This is a genomic window from Alteromonas sp. ABH2_165 (genome assembly GCF_056159945.1).
Genome location: NZ_JBSWWF010000002.1, coordinates 403435 through 421989 on the forward strand (window position 1 = coordinate 403435; position 18555 = coordinate 421989).

Sequence of the window (18555 nt, forward strand, 5' to 3'; positions counted from 1 at the left end):
AAATCTGTCGCTCCTGTTTTTTTACATCATAAGGCCATTGCGCCTGTGATAGTGAAAAGGTGGGAGCGCCTACCTTCCACTTTTTTTGCTTTTAGCGTTTCACTTTTTACGTTTCAATTTGCGCGTTAACCCGTCGTTAACCCTCCCCGCGTTATTCTGAGATCATCAGAGTAATAAGAGATGCGTCATGAACGTTAAACTGTCGATGCTGGCAATCGGCATCAGTTGCCTTCTAAGCGGCTGCGCCAGTCAATCCGAAACCCATTACAGTGAGCAGGCATTGGAAAGCCTTAACACCGGTGAAAGCTGGGGCCTCGAGCAGTCGAATGCCAAAAGAACAACCAGTCTTGTTGAGTTAATGCCGGTTGCACAAGTGCAGCATCTAATCGACGAAGCCTTGCTGCATAACCCCGGATTGCAACAAACGCTGATCACCTTGAAGCAATCCCGGGTGCGGGAAACCTCGGCTAACGCATCCCGACTGCCGCAGGCATCAACCTCATTGTCGGGCTCAAAATCTGAGAACGGGGAAGACGTGTATAGCGCTGCACTGAATGTAAGCTGGGAACTTGATGTGTGGAATCGCATTGGAAACAGTGTGAGTGCAGCTGAATTCACTTCTCAGAGCAATGCCGCCGCACTGCAGTCGGCGCAAGCGACATTAGCAGCCAGCGTGATGCAGGCTTATCTTGACGTAATAACACAGCAAAAAGTGTTGGAAATTGAGCGAAGAAACCTCGCTACGCTGGAAAACAGCGAAAGTGTGATTCTGGCGCGCTACCGGGCAGGTCTTGGCACCTTGAGCGATTTAGACACCGCCCGTACCAGCAGCGCGACTTCTCGCGCAAATATTGCAGAATACGAATACAACCTGGCGAATTCACGGCGTTCACTGGCGGTGTTGCTGGGCAGAACCGATATGTCGCTAAGCGATATTAGTGATGCCAGTCAGTTCCCGGAAGTGATATTGCCACTGGCAACCATGCCCGAACAGGATTTGGCCCGCCGGCCGGACCTAATGGCAGCGTATTATCAGATAAAAGCGAATGAGTCCTCTGAGAAAGTCGCGTATAAACAACTGCTTCCTTCATTAAGTATTTCTGGTTCACTCAGTGACAGTGGCGGCACGCCAGCGTTAGCATTGTTTAAAGATCCGGTATGGAGTCTGTTAAGCAGTGTAACTGCGCCACTATTCCAAGGTGGTGAACTGCGAGCCAATATCAAACTGGCAGAACTGGATACCCTGAACAGTTGGTGGGGTTATCAACAAACTCTGCTGACTGCCGTACAGGAAGTGCAATCGGCACTGGATTTGGAAACCACCTACCAGCACCAGCAACAGCACACCCGTCAGGCGTATCAGAACGCCAGACGTAGCCTGGACAACTACACCAGCCAGTACCGTCAGGGTTTGAGCGACATACTCGATTACCTCTCGGTCACCCAAACCACCTATTCGCTGGAAGCGCAGTTGGTACAACTGCAACGCAATCAATTATCAAACCGCATTGACCTGGGCCTGGCGCTGGGCCTTGGAGTATCGTCATGAGTCAGAAACGTAAAACTATAATTGTCACCCTTGCTGCGGCAGCGGTGATTTTCCTGTCGTTACAAGTGGTAGGTGGCTCGTCGCAGCCGCCAGGACCACCGTCTGCCCCTGGCGGTAAACCCGAATCTTCCCAGCCGAACGCTGAGCCGGATTCACAAAATCCCGAACGTGAAGCAACACCTTCTCGTCCAGCAACACCTTCTCGTTCACCTATGGGCGCACAGGAAGCGACCGTACCTGAGGTGGGTGTGGTGAATGTAGTAAGCCGCTCGCATCAGGCCAATGTGGAAGGTTACGGCCAGGTGAATCCACAGTTCAATCTTACTTTATCTGCGCAAGTAGCAGGGCGCATTCAGTCACTGGCTGATAATTTTGAAACCGGCGTACAGTTCAGTGAAGGCGACATCCTTGCAACCATCGACGATACCGACTACAAACAAGCGGTTGCTGCAGCCAGCGCCGCGCTGGAAGAGGCAAAAGTTGCCTTGGAAGAAGAGCGATTACAAGGCAAGCAGGCTTTGTCTGAATGGCAGCGTTCGGGTTTGGATGGCGAGCCTTCCTCTGCGCTGGTATTGCGCGAGCCGCAACTGGCTGCCGCCGAGGCAGCAGTGAAGCAAGCCAGTGAAGCCTTGACGCAGGCAAAGCGCGACCTGGCTTATACGGAAATTACATCTCCGTTTAACAGTGTGGTGGTGAGCAGAAGTATTCAGCCTGGCAGTTTTGTTCAGTCTGGTGCTGAAGTCGCAGGCTTGTACGCTACGGATATCGCCGAAATCTCTGTGCCGCTTTCTGCTAGTCAGTGGAACAACCTGCCGCCTGCAAGCTCGCTTAAACAGCAGCAGTGGCCGGTAACGCTCACCGACATGGACGGGCTTACTCAATGGCAGGGTGTGGTTGAGCGTGTGGAGCAACATCTTGATACCACGTCGCGCCAGCGTAGCGCTGTTGTACGTGTGGAAAAACCTCTTGAGCAATCTACACCGCTTTATTTCGGCACTTATGTGGTGGCGAAAATCACTGGTCGCGTGTGGGATGACGTGTGGCAAATTCCGTCTACGGCGATTTCCCAGAAGCAGGAAGTTTGGTTCGTCACCGATAACAACACACTGGATAAATTTACCCCGTCAGTACTGTTTATGGAAGGCGGTCACGCCTTTATCACCCCGGTGGAAGGTATGGATATGGCGAAAGTTGTCGTGCGCCCGCTCAACAGTTACTTGGTGAACACAAAAGTAATGCCGGTATCGGAGGCGTCTGATGGACAATAATAACGGCGGCGCTATTAATAACGGCGGTATCATTGGCTGGTTTGCCCGTAACCCGGTAGCCGCTAACCTGCTGATGCTGACAATGATTGTGGTGGGTATTGCGTCGTTGAGCGATATCCGCAAAGAGGCATTCCCAAGCATGGACCCCCGTTTTATTACCGTGTCCATGACCTACGACAGTGGTGATGCCGAGCAGGCGGAAGAGGGCATTGCGATTAATATCGAGAATGCGCTCGAATCTGTGCCAGGCATTAAGCGGATCACGTCTACCTCATCTGCCAGCGGCGCCAGTGTGCAGGTTGAGAAGGAAAGTGACTACGACCTCGATACGCTGCTAACCGATGTGAAAACCAAAGTCGACAGTATCTACAATTTCCCGTCAGATGCAGAAAAAGCGGTGATTTCGAAAGGGCGTCGTCAGGAGCATGTGATCTGGGTTGAGTTATACGGCGATACCGACCGCGCCACCCTGCAACAACTGGGCGAGCGCCTGGAACGAGAATTACTGGCCAAAGACGGTATTCGCGAAGTCAGTACCCCTAATTTTATCGACCCGATGATGTCCATCGAAATTGATGAAGCGAAGTTGCAGGCTTATGGGATCACCATGTCCGACATTGCTGATGCAATTAATCAGGAGTCGGCTACCGCCCTGACCACTAGCCTGCGGAATAAAGAGAAAGTCATCCGTCTTAAGGCGTCTGAACAAGCCTATTATGCCGAAGACTTTGCCAGTATTCCGCTGGTAGCCAATGACAACGGCACCTATCTTACCGTGGGCGATGTAGCCAAAGTCACCGATATGTTTGCCGACGATAGCTATTCGCTGGCCCGTTATAACGGCGTGAACGGCTACGGTATCGAGATCGTGATGGACGAAAACGGTGACGTGGTCAACATGGTTGAACAGGCGAAGCAGGTCGTTGCCGACTGGCACGAGCGCGATTTACTGCCTGAAGGTGTCGAGCTGGAAACCTGGTACGACAGCAGCTCTATGATCACCGACCGCCTTTCTCTGCTCACTAAAAATGCCATGTCGGGCATTATTCTGGTGTTCATAACACTGGCAATATTCCTGAACTTACGCGTGGCGTTCTGGGTTGCGGCAGGCTTGCCGTTTATCTTCTTCGGCACACTGTTTTTCATGACCGACGATTTTGCAGGCATGACCATTAATGAAATGACCACGTTTGGTTTCATAATGGCCCTGGGGATTGTGGTGGATGACGCCGTAGTGGTGGGGGAGAGCGTATACTCCACCCGGCAGAAATACGGCGATACGTTGAGCAACACGATTAAAGGCACCTTACGGGTTGCTGTGCCTACCTTATTTGGTGTGTTAACCACGGTGGCGACGTTCTTTGCGTTGTCGAACGTGGAAGGCGGATTAGGGAAGCTGTATTCTCAGTTCGGTATGATTGTCACGATTTGTCTGTTACTGTCGGTGGTTGAATCTAAGCTCATTCTACCGGCTCACCTTGCACACTTGCCCACACACAGAAAGCCGAAAAAAGGCATTGCTGACTTGTGGGGTAAAGTGCAGCGCGGTGCCGATCGGGGACTGTCTTTCTTCAACGAGCGCATGTATCAGCCTGCGTTGAAAAAAGCGATTCAGTATCGCTATGCCTCGGTAATGCTGTTCATTGCCCTGTTTATTCTGGTGATTGGCATGCCTATGAACGGTATTGTGCGGGTCGGCTTTTTCCCCAGCATGCCGGGTGACACGGTATCCGCTACCATGACCTTACAGAGCGATGCCAGTTATGGTCAGAATGAGAAGAACCTTACCCGCCTTGAAAATACCCTCAATCAGGCCGACGCTTTTTTGATGGAAAAGCATGGTCTTGAAGGTTCGGGTATTGGTAACCTGCAGGTTACCGCCTCTGGTGACCAAAGTGGTAGCCTGACCGTGTTTCTTTCAGAGGACAAGCCTTACACACTGGACGAGCTGGCAAGTAAGTGGCGTGAACTGGCAGGGAACCCGGAAGGGGTGAAGCAACTTAAAATTCAATCCCGCCGCGAGATGGTAAGTGCCTTCCAGGTTGAGCTGAAAAGTATCAGTAACGACACCCTGAACGCGGCTGAAGCGGCTTTTCGTGAAGAGCTCGCCAGTATCGAGGGGGTTCACAGTGTGGAAAGTTCACTCACACCCGGTGAAGCCATGCTGCGCTTTGAACTAACGCCCCAGGGCCGCGCGCTGGGTATGGATACCAAAAGCCTTTCACAGCAATTACTGCGGGCATTCGGTGGTGAAATTGTTCAGCGTTATCTGCGCGACAAGAACGAGGTGAAAGTGCGGGTACGTTACCCGGAAGCCGATCGTTCTAACCCCGCAGATATTCTTAACGCCCGTGTGCGTTTGGACGATGGTACAGTGGTACCACTGGATGTGGTCGCCAGAATCATCCCAGATAGCCAGCAGAAACAAATCACACGGATTGATGGTTTGCGAGCGCTTACTGTCTCTGCGTCGGTTGTTAGTGATACGGTCACGTCTACAGAGCTAGTGCAACAGTTGAACGAAGGTTTGGCGGCGAAGCTTGAGCGTCAGTATGCCGATCTTAAAATTCACTTTGCCGGTGAAGCCGAGCAACAGGAAGAAACCCAGAGCTCTATGGAAACGGTGTTCATCCTGGCGCTGATTGCGATCTATTCACTCCTAGCCATTCCATTGAAATCGTACATACAGCCGCTAATCATCATGACCGCCATTCCCTTTGGCATCGTTGGGGCTATTCTCGGTCATTGGAGTAACGGACTGATGATGAGCTTGCTTTCATTGAACGGCATTCTCGCCCTCAGCGGGGTAGTGGTGAATGACTCATTGTTACTGGTTTCCCGGTTCAATGAACTGCGCCGCATGGGGCAAGGTGTGCAAGACGCTATTGTCGAATCTTGCAGTAGCCGCTTGCGGGCCGTTCTGCTGACATCGGTAACCACCTTCGCCGGGTTGTATCCTATTCTTGGTGAAACCTCACGTCAGGCCCAGTTCCTGATCCCTGCGGCGGCATCGTTAGGTTATGGTATTCTGTTTGCCACTGTCATCACCTTGTTGCTTATTCCTGCACTGGTGCTGATTAACGAAGATGCCAAACGTGGTCTGCTGTCACTTAAGCATGCCATTGGAAAACGGTTTGGAGACCGCAATGACCACATTACTGCTGGTTGAAGATGATTTCGATTTAGCCGGGAACATTGTTGATTATCTGGCACTGGAAGACTTTGACTGTGATCATGCCAGTAACGGCGTGGCCGCACTGAATTTTCTGGAGGAAAACGAATATGCCGTGGTCATTCTGGATATCAATTTGCCCCGACTGGATGGCTTGTCGGTCTGCGAGAAGCTGCGTGAAAAGGGCAATGATACTCCGGTTATCATGCTCACCGCACGGGACCAGCTAGATGACAAGCTGGCCGGGTTTGCTAAAGGGGCCGATGATTATCTGGTAAAGCCGTTCGCCATGGCTGAGCTGGTGGCACGTTTGCAGGCGCTATCGCTACGACGAAGCGGACAGGTAAAGCAGCTGCGATGTGGTGAACTTTGCGTAGACGTGAACGGAAAAACGGCTACGTTGGCAGGCGAGCCGATAAAGATGAGCCCCACCGCGTTTATTGTTCTTGAACAACTGGTGCGGGCTTACCCTGCGCCGGTATCCAGGGAAATGCTTTCTCAGGCGGTGTGGGGAGAAAACCGACCAGACTCCAACAGCCTGAAGGTACATATTCACCACTTGAGAAAAGCACTGGGGAAAGACAGCGGCCTGGACGTACAAGCCGCTACCGGTGTGGGTTTTAGATTAGTTTCCGGAGCACAATAATATGGTTCGTGGCTTCAGCCTGAGTTTAAGACGCTATATTCTCATTGCTTTGCTGGTAATGGGAACCGTGGTCATTTCTGGTTTCAGCGTACTCGCAATGATGAATTTTTTTGCCGGTATGGATGGCGTTATGCGCGGCACTATGGTGGATGCAGCCAGACAGACCAGGGTCGAGCCAGGTAAGCCACAGGAAGTACTGAGCTATATTATTGCTGCCGACTGGAACGATTTGCCCGAAAGCGTTAAATCAAAATTTAACCCCGACACGCTTCGCCCTTTTCACTTGTATAAGGAAGTGGAGCGATCATTTATTTTTTTCCGCCCTACGAGCGCAATGTTTGTGGTGAAAGTGGTTGATCGCAGAGGCATTCATCCCGACAGATATGTGGCGCAGGTGTTTGGTACGTTGCGATTAGAAGATGAGCCGAGGTACATCCTGTCCCACGAGGGCTGGTCTATGCTGTTAGGTCTGGTGGTACTGATATTGTTTGCGGGCGTGCTGATGATCCTGCTGCGTAGTGTGTCCAAACCGGTAGAACGATTACGTTTATGGGCGCAGGGGCTTAACGAGCAAACTCTGGAGCAACCTGTACCGGAATTTAAATACCAGGAGCTCAACGAGTTGGCGGGTATTGTCCATTCCAGCCTGCAACACGTGCGGGAAGGATTGGTGAGGGAACGAGAATTTGTTTCCCACGCCAGCCATGAACTTCGCACCCCTATTGCGGTGATTCGTTCCAGTGTGGAATTGCTACATAAGCTGGAAGAGAAGGGGCCATCAAAAGGCGGCAATGCCATACGACGGATTGACCACGCTTCGCACACCATGACCGACCTCACCGAAACTCTGCTGTGGCTGAGCAGACAGGACCACGACGATCTGGTTATCTCTGAAATTCAGCCAGGCAAAATGCTGTCTACACTGGTGCAGGACTTACAATACCTGCTAATCGGAAAGCAGGTGCAGGTGGAACTCGCTACGGATGAGGCCGTTTGCTCTATCCCGCGTACGGCGCTTCGCATTGTGTGCGGCAACCTTATTCGTAACGCATTCCAACATACCCAAAGCGGCACGGTTATCATTCGCCAGTGCGGCCAAACGCTGACCATCAATAATCGTGAAGACAATACCGATCAGTGTGATGACACAACCACAGGCAACGAGCTAGGTTACGGGCTTGGTTTGGATTTAGTGAAAAGGGTAACGGCCAAACTGGAATGGACCTATCAGCACCGTTTTACTTCCGATGGCTGCGAAGTGCGTATTGTGCTCTCATGATTGAAGTTTGCTGTTTGAGTATCATCCCACTGTCATAAATCTGCATTAATGTTGTCATCTCTCATCTTCTGCAGCGAAGGCAACATTGAACGAAAGCAACTCTCCGGCTGACTGGCAGGGCATTACCGACCCGGCAGCCGTTCAGTCCCGCAGCGCGTTAAAAGCGTTTATCCGCGGGCTTACCAATGATCCGGTGGTAGCCGAAGACGTGCTGCAGGAAACCCTGCTGCGCACCAGTAAAAGTGTGCGCTTCGCCGAACTGGAAAATCCACTTGCCTACATGATTACCGTGGCGAAGTCGGTGCTGTATGATTTTCAGCGTAAAGCCGTGCCGAATGCCGTGGACTGGCAGAATGAAGAACTGGAAGCCGCCAACGACAGTCCCGAAACCCATTATCACAACGCGAGTAAACTGGCTTTTATTGAAACCGTATTGGCACAAATGTCGCCGTTACGCCGGGACGTTTTTGTTATGCGGCGAGTAGACGGTATGAGCCGGGACGATATCGCCGCCGCGCTGGATTTGAGTGTGGAAGCGGTGAAAAAGCACCTTACCCGGGCCATGGTAGAGCTGACGCTCAAACTGGAAGAAGCGGGTTGGACAGAATCTGCAGAATAATCATTCTTTTTGTCCCCGAATGCATAAAATCACCATCTATATAATTGAATGTAAGTAACAGAGGCACAGATGACACACGCAGATCATTTAGATCAGGCCGCAGACTGGTTTGATCGCTTTGATGAACTGGACGAACAGGGCAAGGTTGAATTGTCGCTGTGGCTTGCTGTGCCTGAACATCAACAAGCTTTCACGCGCATTGCAGCGGCGATTGGCCAGCCTGAGGTGGCAGCGGCAGCAATACAGCTAGCCAGTCGACAGCGCCACGATAAAACAACCACCATTGTGCCTGACGTCGTCGAAATACGCCGTACAGCGCGCCCGTGGTTTGCCATTGCGGCCAGTATGGCGGTGGCGGCAGTACTGGTTATTTGGCTGGGGTTACAACACAACAATACCGTGCAAACAGAGTCGCCAGTGGCCGTTGCTCAGGCTCAGACACTGTCTGTCGAAACACACGCAGGCTCACCTGAATCGGCCGTGTTGCGAGATGGCTCGGTGGTCTATCTGAGCGGCAATTCATCATTGCAGGTGAATCACACGCAGGCGTTGCGTGAAGTGAGTCTTACCCAGGGACAGGCTTATTTCGATATTGCTCATGCTCCGGAGCGCCCCTTCGTAGTTAATGTCGATACCACCAAGGTGCAGGTCGTCGGCACCGCGTTCGATATAGATAAACTAGCGCATCAAACCGTGATCAGAGTGTACGAGGGGGTTGTTCGTGTGTTTGCTGACAAGTCGCTCACGCTGGTGAAAGGCGAGGGCGTGATCCTGGAAGATGGCAACTGGCACCGTACATTCCGAATCGACGACAGTTTGTTGCCGGAATGGCGAAGTGGTTGGCTAGATGCAGATAATCAGCCTGTTGGCATCGTAACCGAGCAATTGTCCCGCTATCTGAATAAGCCGGTGCACGTGGTAGGGAACGGTAACCAACGCATTAGCGGACGGTTTAATCTTAATGAAGCAGCGAAAAGCCTGCGATTGTTGGCGCATTCAGGTGGGCTTTCACTGGTAGAAAAGGATGACGCCTACGTCATAACGGTGTCCGACTAGCAGGGCGGGTTGTGAAAGTGTTTAAGCCGTTAACGCTATCTCGCTTCTCGTTCACTGCCATCGCGGTGGTGACAGGTTTGTGCATTGCCTTACCCGCCAGCGCTGCGGTTTCTTCACCGTCTCCTGTTCCTGTTTTTATTGCATCCCAACCGCTTAAAGACAGCTTGCGCGCGCTCTCTGAGCGGTTTGGTCAGTCTTTTGTCACTGACGCTGCAGTTAATACGGCCATGAGCACCCCAGCGTTGAATGGCCAGTTTACCTTGCCGCAAGCCTTAGAAGCGCTGCTACATCCCGCGGGATTGCAATACCGCATCACCGCCGAGGGTATCGTGATTAGTCCGGCAGATGAATCGCTCCCCCAAGCGCCTATTGAAGAGGTGGCAGTTACCGGATTACGGGCTTCGCTGGATGTCTCCCGTCAGCGTAAGCGTGAGAATCACGTGATTTCCGATGTGATTGCATCAAACGATATTGCCAGTTATCCAGACCGCAACCTGGCTGAATCGATGCAGCGAATTCCCGGCATGTCGATTACCCGTGAAGCCGGGGAAGGCCGTCAAATCATGCTGCGGGGGCTCAACCCGGATTTCACCCTGGTTACCCTGAACGGCATGACAGTGTTGGCAAACAACGATTCGCCCATGGATAGCAGACTTCAGAAGCAGCGGGACCGCTCTTTCGATCTGAATTTGTTTGCCACTGATTTGTTCAGTGAAATACAAGTGCTGAAAACCTACGATGCTGAATTACCCACAGGGGGAATGGCAGGCATTGTGGCGCTTAAAACCGCGCACCCTTTCGACCACCCCGGTTTACACTGGAACCTGTCTGCCCAAACCGGTGAAAACCAGTTTACCGACGTATTATCGAAGCGGGTATCTGCCATGGTGTCGAATGCCCGTGGTCACTGGGGCGCATTGTTCTCTGTGGCCTACGGCACCCGTTCTTATCAGGAAATGGGCGCAAATACCTTTCGGTGGCGCAGTATTCCGCCTGATGGGGCGGATATCTCCGCCTTACCCACAGCGCTTGCCAGTGCATGGCAAAATGGCGAGTTAACCATACCTCGGGGGAATCGCTACTCGGTATGGCAGAGTGACATGGACCGCGCCGGAGTGGGAGCCTCCATTGAATATAAAACCGACTTTGCCCACGTTACCCTGGATTGGTTGCACGGACGTTTGGCTGGTGAGCGATACGAATATCACTTGTATCCCCGAGGCTTTAATTCGACTCCGGTGATTGAAGGGGAAACCCGTATCGTTGATGCCGCTGTGAACGACCAGAACGAACTGATTTATGCGGCCTATGAACAGGCTCAGGTGGGAACGGAAAGTCGTTATCAACAAGTGGCCACCATTTACAATCAGTGGGTGATGAATGTTGAGCATCATTGGGCACAGGCGCTAACCGGTAGCGGTGTGATTGGCTGGGAGCACGCCCGTTACGATATGCCCCGCAGCAACAAGGCCTACATGGAAGGGGAAACCGATATCACGGTGGATTATCGCCACGACGCTCGCTTTGCGGACATCACCTATCAGGACGCTCTGACACAACCCACTTTCTGGCAAATGAAGGAACTGGACGCCGAAGCCTATTTCGCCGCCACGGATTTTTTCAACGCCCGCTATACATTAGCTTACAAGCCGACGGATAACACGACCTGGAAGACCGGCCTTGAGCTGGTTCATTTTCGCAATCAGACCGATTTCTATGATATTCAGGATCTCCTGTCTGCAGACTGGGCAAGCGGGCAACGAGACAGCACGGTGCCTGAAAGCTACAGCACCCCTCTCACTGCTCATCCTAAGCTGAACTGGCTGACACTCAATACCAACGCGATATTTGGTTATTTTGGATTGCCCAATGAGGTAAGTGCACTGAAGGGCACCCATGCTGCCGCTGAAAGTGAATATAGCACCGAACAAGACGACATCATCGAGCAGCGCCTGGCGCTGTATTCGTCATTCAGCACAGATTGGGGAAACTGGCTGCTGGATGCAGGCTTACGCATTGAAAGCGAACAAACCCGCATCAGTGATTCTGACAGCGAGTTCGCCCGCAACCGCACACTGCGTCACGTCCATTGGTTACCTGCGGTGAATCTGCGTTATCGTTTAGCCGCAAACAACACATTGCGCCTGAGTGTGAGTAAAACGCTGGGCCGCCCGCAGTTAGATGATCTGGCCGCGACTGTACGCTATGACAGCGAAGAAAATACGCTCTATGGCTATAACGACAGCCTGAAACCCTACAGTGCTTACAACATCGATGTGGCCTGGGAGCGATATCTTTCCGACACGAATCGGTTTGCAGTGAGCGCCTTTACAAAGTTTCTGGATGACTACATAGTGTATGTAAGTGACAACTTACTCATCAGCCAACTTCCGGAATATGAGGAGTTGCTTTCGCTATCTGCGAGCGACAGTGTTACACTGGTGACGGCACAGAATGCCCAGCAAACCTGGCTTTACGGTGTAGAGGCCAGTGTTCAGCTTGAGACGTCCTGGCCCTGGTCGCCTCAATACCATCTGGGTGTGGTGGGAAATGTGAGTTACACCGAAGGCGATCTCACTTACCATAATGCCAATACCGGCGAAGCGCTGTCGGTGAAAAGCTTGCCGTTTCTATCCCCCTGGCTGGCGAACATTACTGCTTACTGGGAAAGCTACGATTTAAGTATTCGTCTTTCAGCTACCTATCGCGACGATTATCTCGCAAGGGTTGATAGCCAGACATTGCAGGATGAAGACGAGACCGGCTTCGAAGAAAGTGTGTATGTTGATGCCGTTATTGCCTGGTATGTGGCGGATAACTGGGAATTGCGCCTGGAAGCTACAAATCTCACCAATCAACGGGAAATTCAGTATTCCGATTCCTCTCACCGCCCTTACAACACCACGCTAAGCGGGCGAGATTACTACGTTGGCGTAACGTATCGTTTTTAGTTTGCATTTATAGCTGGCCAAACACGAATACATTAAATTTTACTCGCCATAGGCACGCGACGTAGCTTCTGTCGGCTGTTTCTTAATATTGTAAAAAAACAATATAATGCAACTTTAATGTCATAATAATGCTTTTTTACAATGTTATAATTCTAGAGTAATAGTGCTTTTCTGCACTATAATGCCAGTATTCACACACAATAATGAGTATTAACATTATTATGGAACTCGACAGAAAAAGTAATGCAGCGATCCTCGAAATGATAGGTAAGCGATTCTTACAAGTACGTCTTAATGAAGGGCTTGAGCAGCAAGAGTTGGCCGACAGAGCTGGCGTGAATGTGTCAACTGTGCAGAGCTTAGAGGGTGGTAAGCGAAGCGTTGGTATTTTAAAAATGTTGGCTGTAATGCGTGCCTTGGGCAAGTTGCATGAAATAGATAATTTTATGCCGGAGCCACCAATTAAGTCAGCGTCGTTGTTAACAACAAGAAATGAGAAACGTAAGCGCGTATCAAAGGCAAAAAATAAGAATGAGCGAGTAGCGGGTTTCGAGTGGAATAAAAAGATCCAAGATTTACACGGAAACAAGGACAAGTAATGGCTGAAGTCATCGAAAAAGCTGATGTGTATCTTTGGGATACATTGATTGGTTCAGTGATTTGGCAAAAAGGATTGGGTTACTTTGAATATTCAGAACACTTTCAGCGTTCAGGGATAGAATTGTCGCCGCTGAAGATGCCGTTGAGCAGTAAGTCTTATTCATTTGGTGATTTGTCAGAAGAAACCTTTAAAGGTTTACCTGGAATGTTAGCTGATAGCTTACCTGATAAGTTTGGTAATCGGCTAATTGACCAGTGGTTAGAGCGTAATTCTCGCGATCCGAAATCATTTAGTCCTATAGAGCGTCTTTGTTATATCGGCTCTCGTGGTATGGGAGGTTTGGAATTTAGGCCCGCTCTCGGTGAGTTCAAAGAAGGTGTATCAGAAATTCAGTTGAGTGAGCTTGTCAGTTTGGCGAACAAGGCTCTTCAAGAAAAGACAGAACTAAACACGTCGTTTGAGCACGAAAATCATGATGCGCGACGGGATATTGTCGAGCAAATCATCTTAGTTGGTACATCGGCTGGTGGTGCGCGAGCAAAAGCGGTTGTCGCGTGGAACAAAGAAACCAATGAAATTAAAACTGGTCAGGCTCCTGCAGGTGAAGGTTTCGAATACTACTTATTAAAGTTCGATGGTGTAGATGGGAATAAAGATAAAGAGTTACTTTCTGATCCGAAAGGCTTTGGACTGCTTGAATACGCGTATTATTTGATGGCCTTAGATGCTGGTATTGAAATGAATGAATGTCGTCTGTTTGAAGAAAATGGGCGCTCTCACTTTATGACTAAGCGCTTTGATAGGATCAGTGGCGGTGACAAAATTCATATGCAATCGCTGTGTGGTTTGGCTCATTACGACTTTAACGTATCTGGCGGTTATTCCTATGAACAGGCAATAGGAGTCATGCGTGAATTGGGCTTATCAGCAAAAGAAATTAAACAGTTCTATTTACGTATGGTGTTCAACGTAGTGACTGTTAACCAGGATGATCATACAAAGAATATTTCATTTTTAATGGACCAGTCTGGTGCTTGGCGGTTATCGCCAGCTTACGACATTACCTACAGTAATGGCGCGGGATGGACGAGTAAGCATCAAATGACCGTAAATGGTAAAACACGGGATATTCAGTTAGACGATCTAGTCGCTGTAGCGCGTTTTGCTGATATTGGAACTGCGAAAGCTAAGAAAATGGTGGAATCGGTGGTTAAGGTCGTTTCAAATTGGCCGTATTACGCGGAACGCTCCGGTTTGGTCGCCTTTGGTGATATGAATGAATTTGTGGCAGAAGTGGGAAAAGCACATCGCCTATACTTAGGTGAACATTTATAACTGAAACAATGATAATGGTTCGATGTCCATACATTTAATGTTGGGTCATAGCTTGGCTGGAAGAGAAAAACGGGATCTTTGCGATCCCGTTTTTGCTTTCAGGCCGTGAAACCGGCCCTTTTGGGTTTTTCAATGAAACCTTACATGACGTAAGTCACGCCCAGGTACACCGTACGGCCACTTAATGTGGTGTTGTACAGGCGGTCATCAGAGTCAGAGTACTGCTCTTCACGCTCATCGCTCAGGTTAATGCCTTCCAGGCTCACTTTCAGTTTCTCGTTAATGTTGTAGAACGCCGAGAAGTCATAGTAAGTGGTGCCGTGGAAACCCGCTTCATCCTGATCGTCACTGGACGTTTCTACCTGTGTCAGGTAGTCATCACGATGGGCTGCAGATACGCGGGCACCCCAGGTTTCTGTTTCGTAGTAAACTGTTAGGTTATAGGTATTTTTCGACAGTCCATAGAACGGTCGGGATACCTGCACGTTTTCGCCGTCTACCAGAACATTGTGTACCGATTCGCCATCCGCATAGGTGTAGTTGGCAATCGCGCCTAGTTTATCAAACGGTGCTGGCAGGAAGTCGAAATCACGCTGAAACGCCACTTCCCAACCGCTGAAATCACTGTCTTCCAGGTTCTGTGGCTGTGACACGTTGTACAGCGTGCTGGCAGACTGCGCCACACCGTTTTCGTCTACCGCGCCTTCAATCAGGGCAGAAGGATAACCGGTTTCACCGTAAGGTGTAGGAATGGTGGTGGTGGCGATAAAGTTGTCGATGTCTTTGCGGAAGTAAGACAGCGCTGCGTAGCCTACGTCATCAAAGTAGTATTCAACGCCGGTTTCCATGTTCAGGGTTTCGAATGGCTGCAGTGACGGGTTACCAGAGCTGATTGACAAGCCGCTTGAACCGGCCAGCGGATCGGTGTTGATGCTACCGCCAACGGCCAGGTTATTTAGCGTTGGGCGAGTCAGGTTCTTACCCGCACTGGCGCGCAATACCAGATTGTCGGTGGCATACCAGGCCAGGTTCATCGCTGGCAGGAAGCCATCGTAGTCACTTTCAATGGTGACATAGTTGGTGTCGTTAACCAGGCCGGTAGACGCAATTTCTGTTTCATAGTAACGCACACCAAAGTTTGCACGAAGCTCGGTATCGCCTAGCAGCATGTTCAGATCGTAAAGCGCGTACGCTGCTTTGGTTTCTTCTTCCACATTGTTTGGCGTGCGGCTCATGGTGCCATTACGGTCGATATTGAAGTCGGCGAGCACAGCGTTCACATCTGTACTCAGCCACGACTGACGTTCGTGCCCGTTATTCACGTACACCGTGGTTGGGTCTACTATGTCAGACACTTCACCCGACTGCCATTCACTGCGCAGCAGGTTGTCGGTTTGCAGGTAGTTGTCCATGTGTTTGAACTTCTTATACGACAACCCGAACTTCACGCTGCTGATATCATTGAGAAACAAATCGGCATCAATTTTAGCCACGTCGAAACTGTTCTCTACCTCGTTTTCAAGTAGGTCAATTTCATGATAGCGGAACTCATCGATGTTAGTTGGATCGTAGTCGTTGATATAGGTGTTCTGGCCGTAGAATCGGTCTGGGCGGAAGTCCAGTGTCATGTCGCCGAAGGATTCAAGATACACCTTAGCGCTGTTGTCTTGGTATTCGCTCTTCATGTGACCAGCAAGGGCAGATAGCGATAAATCAGAATTCACTGTCCAGTCTGCATTGAAGACAAATTGGGTAATTTCTGTTTTCGCGGTTTGATCGCGACTTTCCGAATGCAGCGCCGTGTTTTGCCATTCTGAGTACACCACTTCATTGTTGCTGTTGAATTCAATGTCAGTCAGTTCAGAGCAGTAGTAGCGCGCGCCGTCATCGTAGTCCGGCCCGGTGCAGCCTAACGCCGTTGAGCTGGAACCACGGCTTTGCAGGTGAAATTCAGAGCGCTTGTTATCCAGTTTGCCGTACAGCGCATCTAAACCGAACGACAGGTCGCTGGTAGGACGATACTGCAGTGCAACCGTTGCACCCAGACGGGTTTGGTCGCTGTTAAACAGCGAGTAGCGGCTACCACGGGAGAAGCGCAAATCACCACTGTTTACCGCGTCCTGATCTTCCGCTGATAACGCAGAAATGTCAGAACCCTGGGCATCACGAGGACGCCAGCGATAGGTGTTATAGCCCTGTTCGCTGGTATCGCGGTTGCTGTATGCGATGGAGAACAGTGCGCCGAACTTGTCCCAGGTATTCGAAACCAGAGCCGCGATGCGCGGGCTGGTGTCCTCGGTATTTGAGTTCTGACCCGCTTGTGCACTGATTGCACCCTTGAAGCCATCGTAATCAAAAGGTTTGGCAGTGTGCAGACCTACCGTACCGCCGATACCACCTTCATCCATATCAGCAGAGTACGATTTCTTCACGTCGATTTGGTTAAACAGTTCTGACGCAAAAATGTTGAAGTCGAAAGAGCGAGAGTTGTTTGTGGTACCACGACTGTCCATGGGCGAAGAAGACGTGCCCAGTGCTTCCATGCCGTTTAACTGTACTTGCGTAAAGTCTGCATTCAGACCACGTAATGAAATTTGACGGCCTTCACCCGCTTCACGGGTAATGGTGACGCCCGGTACACGCTGCAGAGATTCTGCCAGGTTCAGACTGGGGAAGTCGGCAATGTCTTCGGCCAGAATGGTATCTTGCGTGCCCAGTGCATCTTTTTTCAGATCTTTTGCTTTAATGAGTGAGCTACGAAAGCCTGACACTTCAATTTTTTCAATGTCGTCTGTACTGGCTTGTTCTTGTGCCACAGCAGCAGAAGAAATGGAGCCTAATACGCTGATGACGGAAGCCGCCAGAACGTGTTTCTTAAACGTGGTTGTCATAGTGTGTTCCTATTTTTTAATGTTGAGTAATGTGAATTATTGAGAAACCGGGTTTTTCCGGCGCAGGGCGCCATCGGCAAAACTGACAACGTGGCCGTCACGTTTTGCCTGAAGAGAACCCAGATAAAAATCGGTGGAAATCATGTGCGCGCCACTGGTAAACGCCGCCATTTTTTGCGCTGTTTTGTCTTCATTGCTGGCACTGAAGTCAGCATCGGCACGGGTGCGAACCAGAAATCCCTCTGCCACACGCTGCTTAATTTCGGTGTGTTGCGTGAACGGGTCGTTGATGATCATGAAAGCGGCGCCATCATCGTTTGCTGGTAACGAGGCAAACATCACGCGACCTTTTAGTCCTGCATGGTTTTCCATGAAGCGGGCGTTCTGATCAACGTTGCCATCGAACACGAAAATAAATTTCCCGCGCAGGCTGTCAGCGTCCGGCCACCCGCGTTCGAGCACAACTTCACGCAGGGTGCTGAAATCACCCCGGATATCGTCAGGGGTAATAACGCCCTCTTTTAATACTTTGCGGATGACGTCATTGAGTTGGTCGTAAGTGGCGGCGGTGAACGGCGCAGGCGCAGGGCTATTTATAAAAGAAGGCTGGTTCTCTTTGGCGTTCATCAGTACCACGATAGGGAAGTGGTCAGCATGGGCCTCAGACCAGCGTTTTAACTTGTTCAGGCAAGCGGCAAAACCGGTGCAGTGAGATTGCACATCAACGTGAGGTATATGCAGTACCTTAAAACCCGGTCGTGCCAGCTCGCGTTGAGCCTCATTACTTAGCCAGGTTTCGCCAAGGCGAGTAGCCAGTTCCGGTTTGTCATATTGATTGCCTGTAGGGTCATTCACCACGTCAATTTCTAACTGACGCAAACCGGAATCCAGCTGTGCTTCAAGAGTGCCATGGCCGTAATTAATTTGTTTGGCAGCTCGCGGATTGTTTTTGGCCAAAAACTGATAAACCGACGCAGGCAAGCCTTGCTTATAACTGTTGTGCGAGCCAATCCATTGATAATCTGTCAGCGCATCTGCAAATGTTGTTTGCGTGGCCGCTATGGATAAAAGCAGGGTAGTTAAAAGTCGCATTGGTTTTCTCTCACAGGTCATGTGTGAGGAAGATGCGAAAAGCAAAATTTCGGGGACAGCAAAAATTCGCTAACCTATTAATATTCATCAAATTGT

General features: G+C 50.5%; 12 protein-coding genes. 10 read left to right on the forward strand and 2 right to left on the reverse strand.

The window, feature by feature from the left end; all coding sequences use genetic code 11:
* The first annotated feature begins 187 nt into the window (after positions 1-187).
* The 10 genes from ACXAFQ_RS06355 (at position 188) to ACXAFQ_RS06400 (ending at position 14476) form a co-directional block, all read left to right on the forward strand.
* Positions 188-1549, forward strand: coding sequence for a TolC family protein (locus tag ACXAFQ_RS06355; protein ID WP_474818839.1), 1362 nt, complete (start codon positions 188-190; stop codon positions 1547-1549).
* Positions 1546-2817: an efflux RND transporter periplasmic adaptor subunit gene (locus ACXAFQ_RS06360; protein WP_474818840.1), complete on the forward strand. Its 1272-nt coding sequence runs from the start codon at positions 1546-1548 to the stop codon at positions 2815-2817. The genes ACXAFQ_RS06355 and ACXAFQ_RS06360 overlap by 4 nt, the downstream gene beginning before the upstream one ends.
* Positions 2807-5986, forward strand: coding sequence for an efflux RND transporter permease subunit (locus ACXAFQ_RS06365; protein ID WP_474818841.1), 3180 nt, complete (start codon positions 2807-2809; stop codon positions 5984-5986). Before ACXAFQ_RS06360 ends, ACXAFQ_RS06365 begins: the two co-directional genes overlap by 11 nt.
* Positions 5964-6635, forward strand: a complete 672-nt coding sequence (locus ACXAFQ_RS06370; protein ID WP_474818842.1) for a response regulator transcription factor — start codon at positions 5964-5966, stop codon at positions 6633-6635. The genes ACXAFQ_RS06365 and ACXAFQ_RS06370 overlap by 23 nt, the downstream gene beginning before the upstream one ends.
* A 1-nt stretch (position 6636) precedes the next feature.
* Entirely contained in the window at positions 6637-7914 is a 1278-nt protein-coding gene (locus ACXAFQ_RS06375) for a sensor histidine kinase (protein WP_474818843.1), read from the forward strand.
* A gap of 85 nt (positions 7915-7999) precedes the next feature.
* A complete protein-coding gene (locus tag ACXAFQ_RS06380; protein ID WP_474818844.1) occupies positions 8000-8533 on the forward strand; it encodes an RNA polymerase sigma factor in 534 nt (177 codons plus the stop codon).
* Positions 8534-8602: 69 nt separating this feature from the next.
* Positions 8603-9589 (forward strand): FecR family protein, encoded by a 987-nt coding sequence (locus ACXAFQ_RS06385; protein WP_474818845.1) that lies wholly within the window; start codon positions 8603-8605, stop codon positions 9587-9589.
* A gap of 11 nt (positions 9590-9600) precedes the next feature.
* A complete protein-coding gene (locus ACXAFQ_RS06390) occupies positions 9601-12540 on the forward strand; it encodes a TonB-dependent receptor (protein WP_474818846.1) in 2940 nt (979 codons plus the stop codon).
* Positions 12541-12743: 203 nt separating this feature from the next.
* A complete protein-coding gene (locus tag ACXAFQ_RS06395) occupies positions 12744-13139 on the forward strand; it encodes a helix-turn-helix domain-containing protein (protein ID WP_474818847.1) in 396 nt (131 codons plus the stop codon).
* Positions 13139-14476, forward strand: a complete 1338-nt coding sequence (locus ACXAFQ_RS06400; protein ID WP_474818848.1) for a type II toxin-antitoxin system HipA family toxin — start codon at positions 13139-13141, stop codon at positions 14474-14476. The genes ACXAFQ_RS06395 and ACXAFQ_RS06400 overlap by 1 nt, the downstream gene beginning before the upstream one ends.
* A gap of 140 nt (positions 14477-14616) precedes the next feature.
* Here ACXAFQ_RS06400 and ACXAFQ_RS06405 read toward each other — a convergent pair whose 3' ends face one another.
* Positions 14617-17367 (reverse strand): TonB-dependent receptor, encoded by a 2751-nt coding sequence (locus ACXAFQ_RS06405; protein WP_474818849.1) that lies wholly within the window; start codon positions 17365-17367, stop codon positions 14617-14619.
* A 36-nt stretch (positions 17368-17403) separates the two neighbouring features.
* A complete protein-coding gene (locus ACXAFQ_RS06410) occupies positions 17404-18459 on the reverse strand; it encodes a Ca2+-dependent phosphoinositide-specific phospholipase C (RefSeq protein WP_474818850.1) in 1056 nt (351 codons plus the stop codon).
* Positions 18460-18555 lie beyond the last annotated feature (96 nt).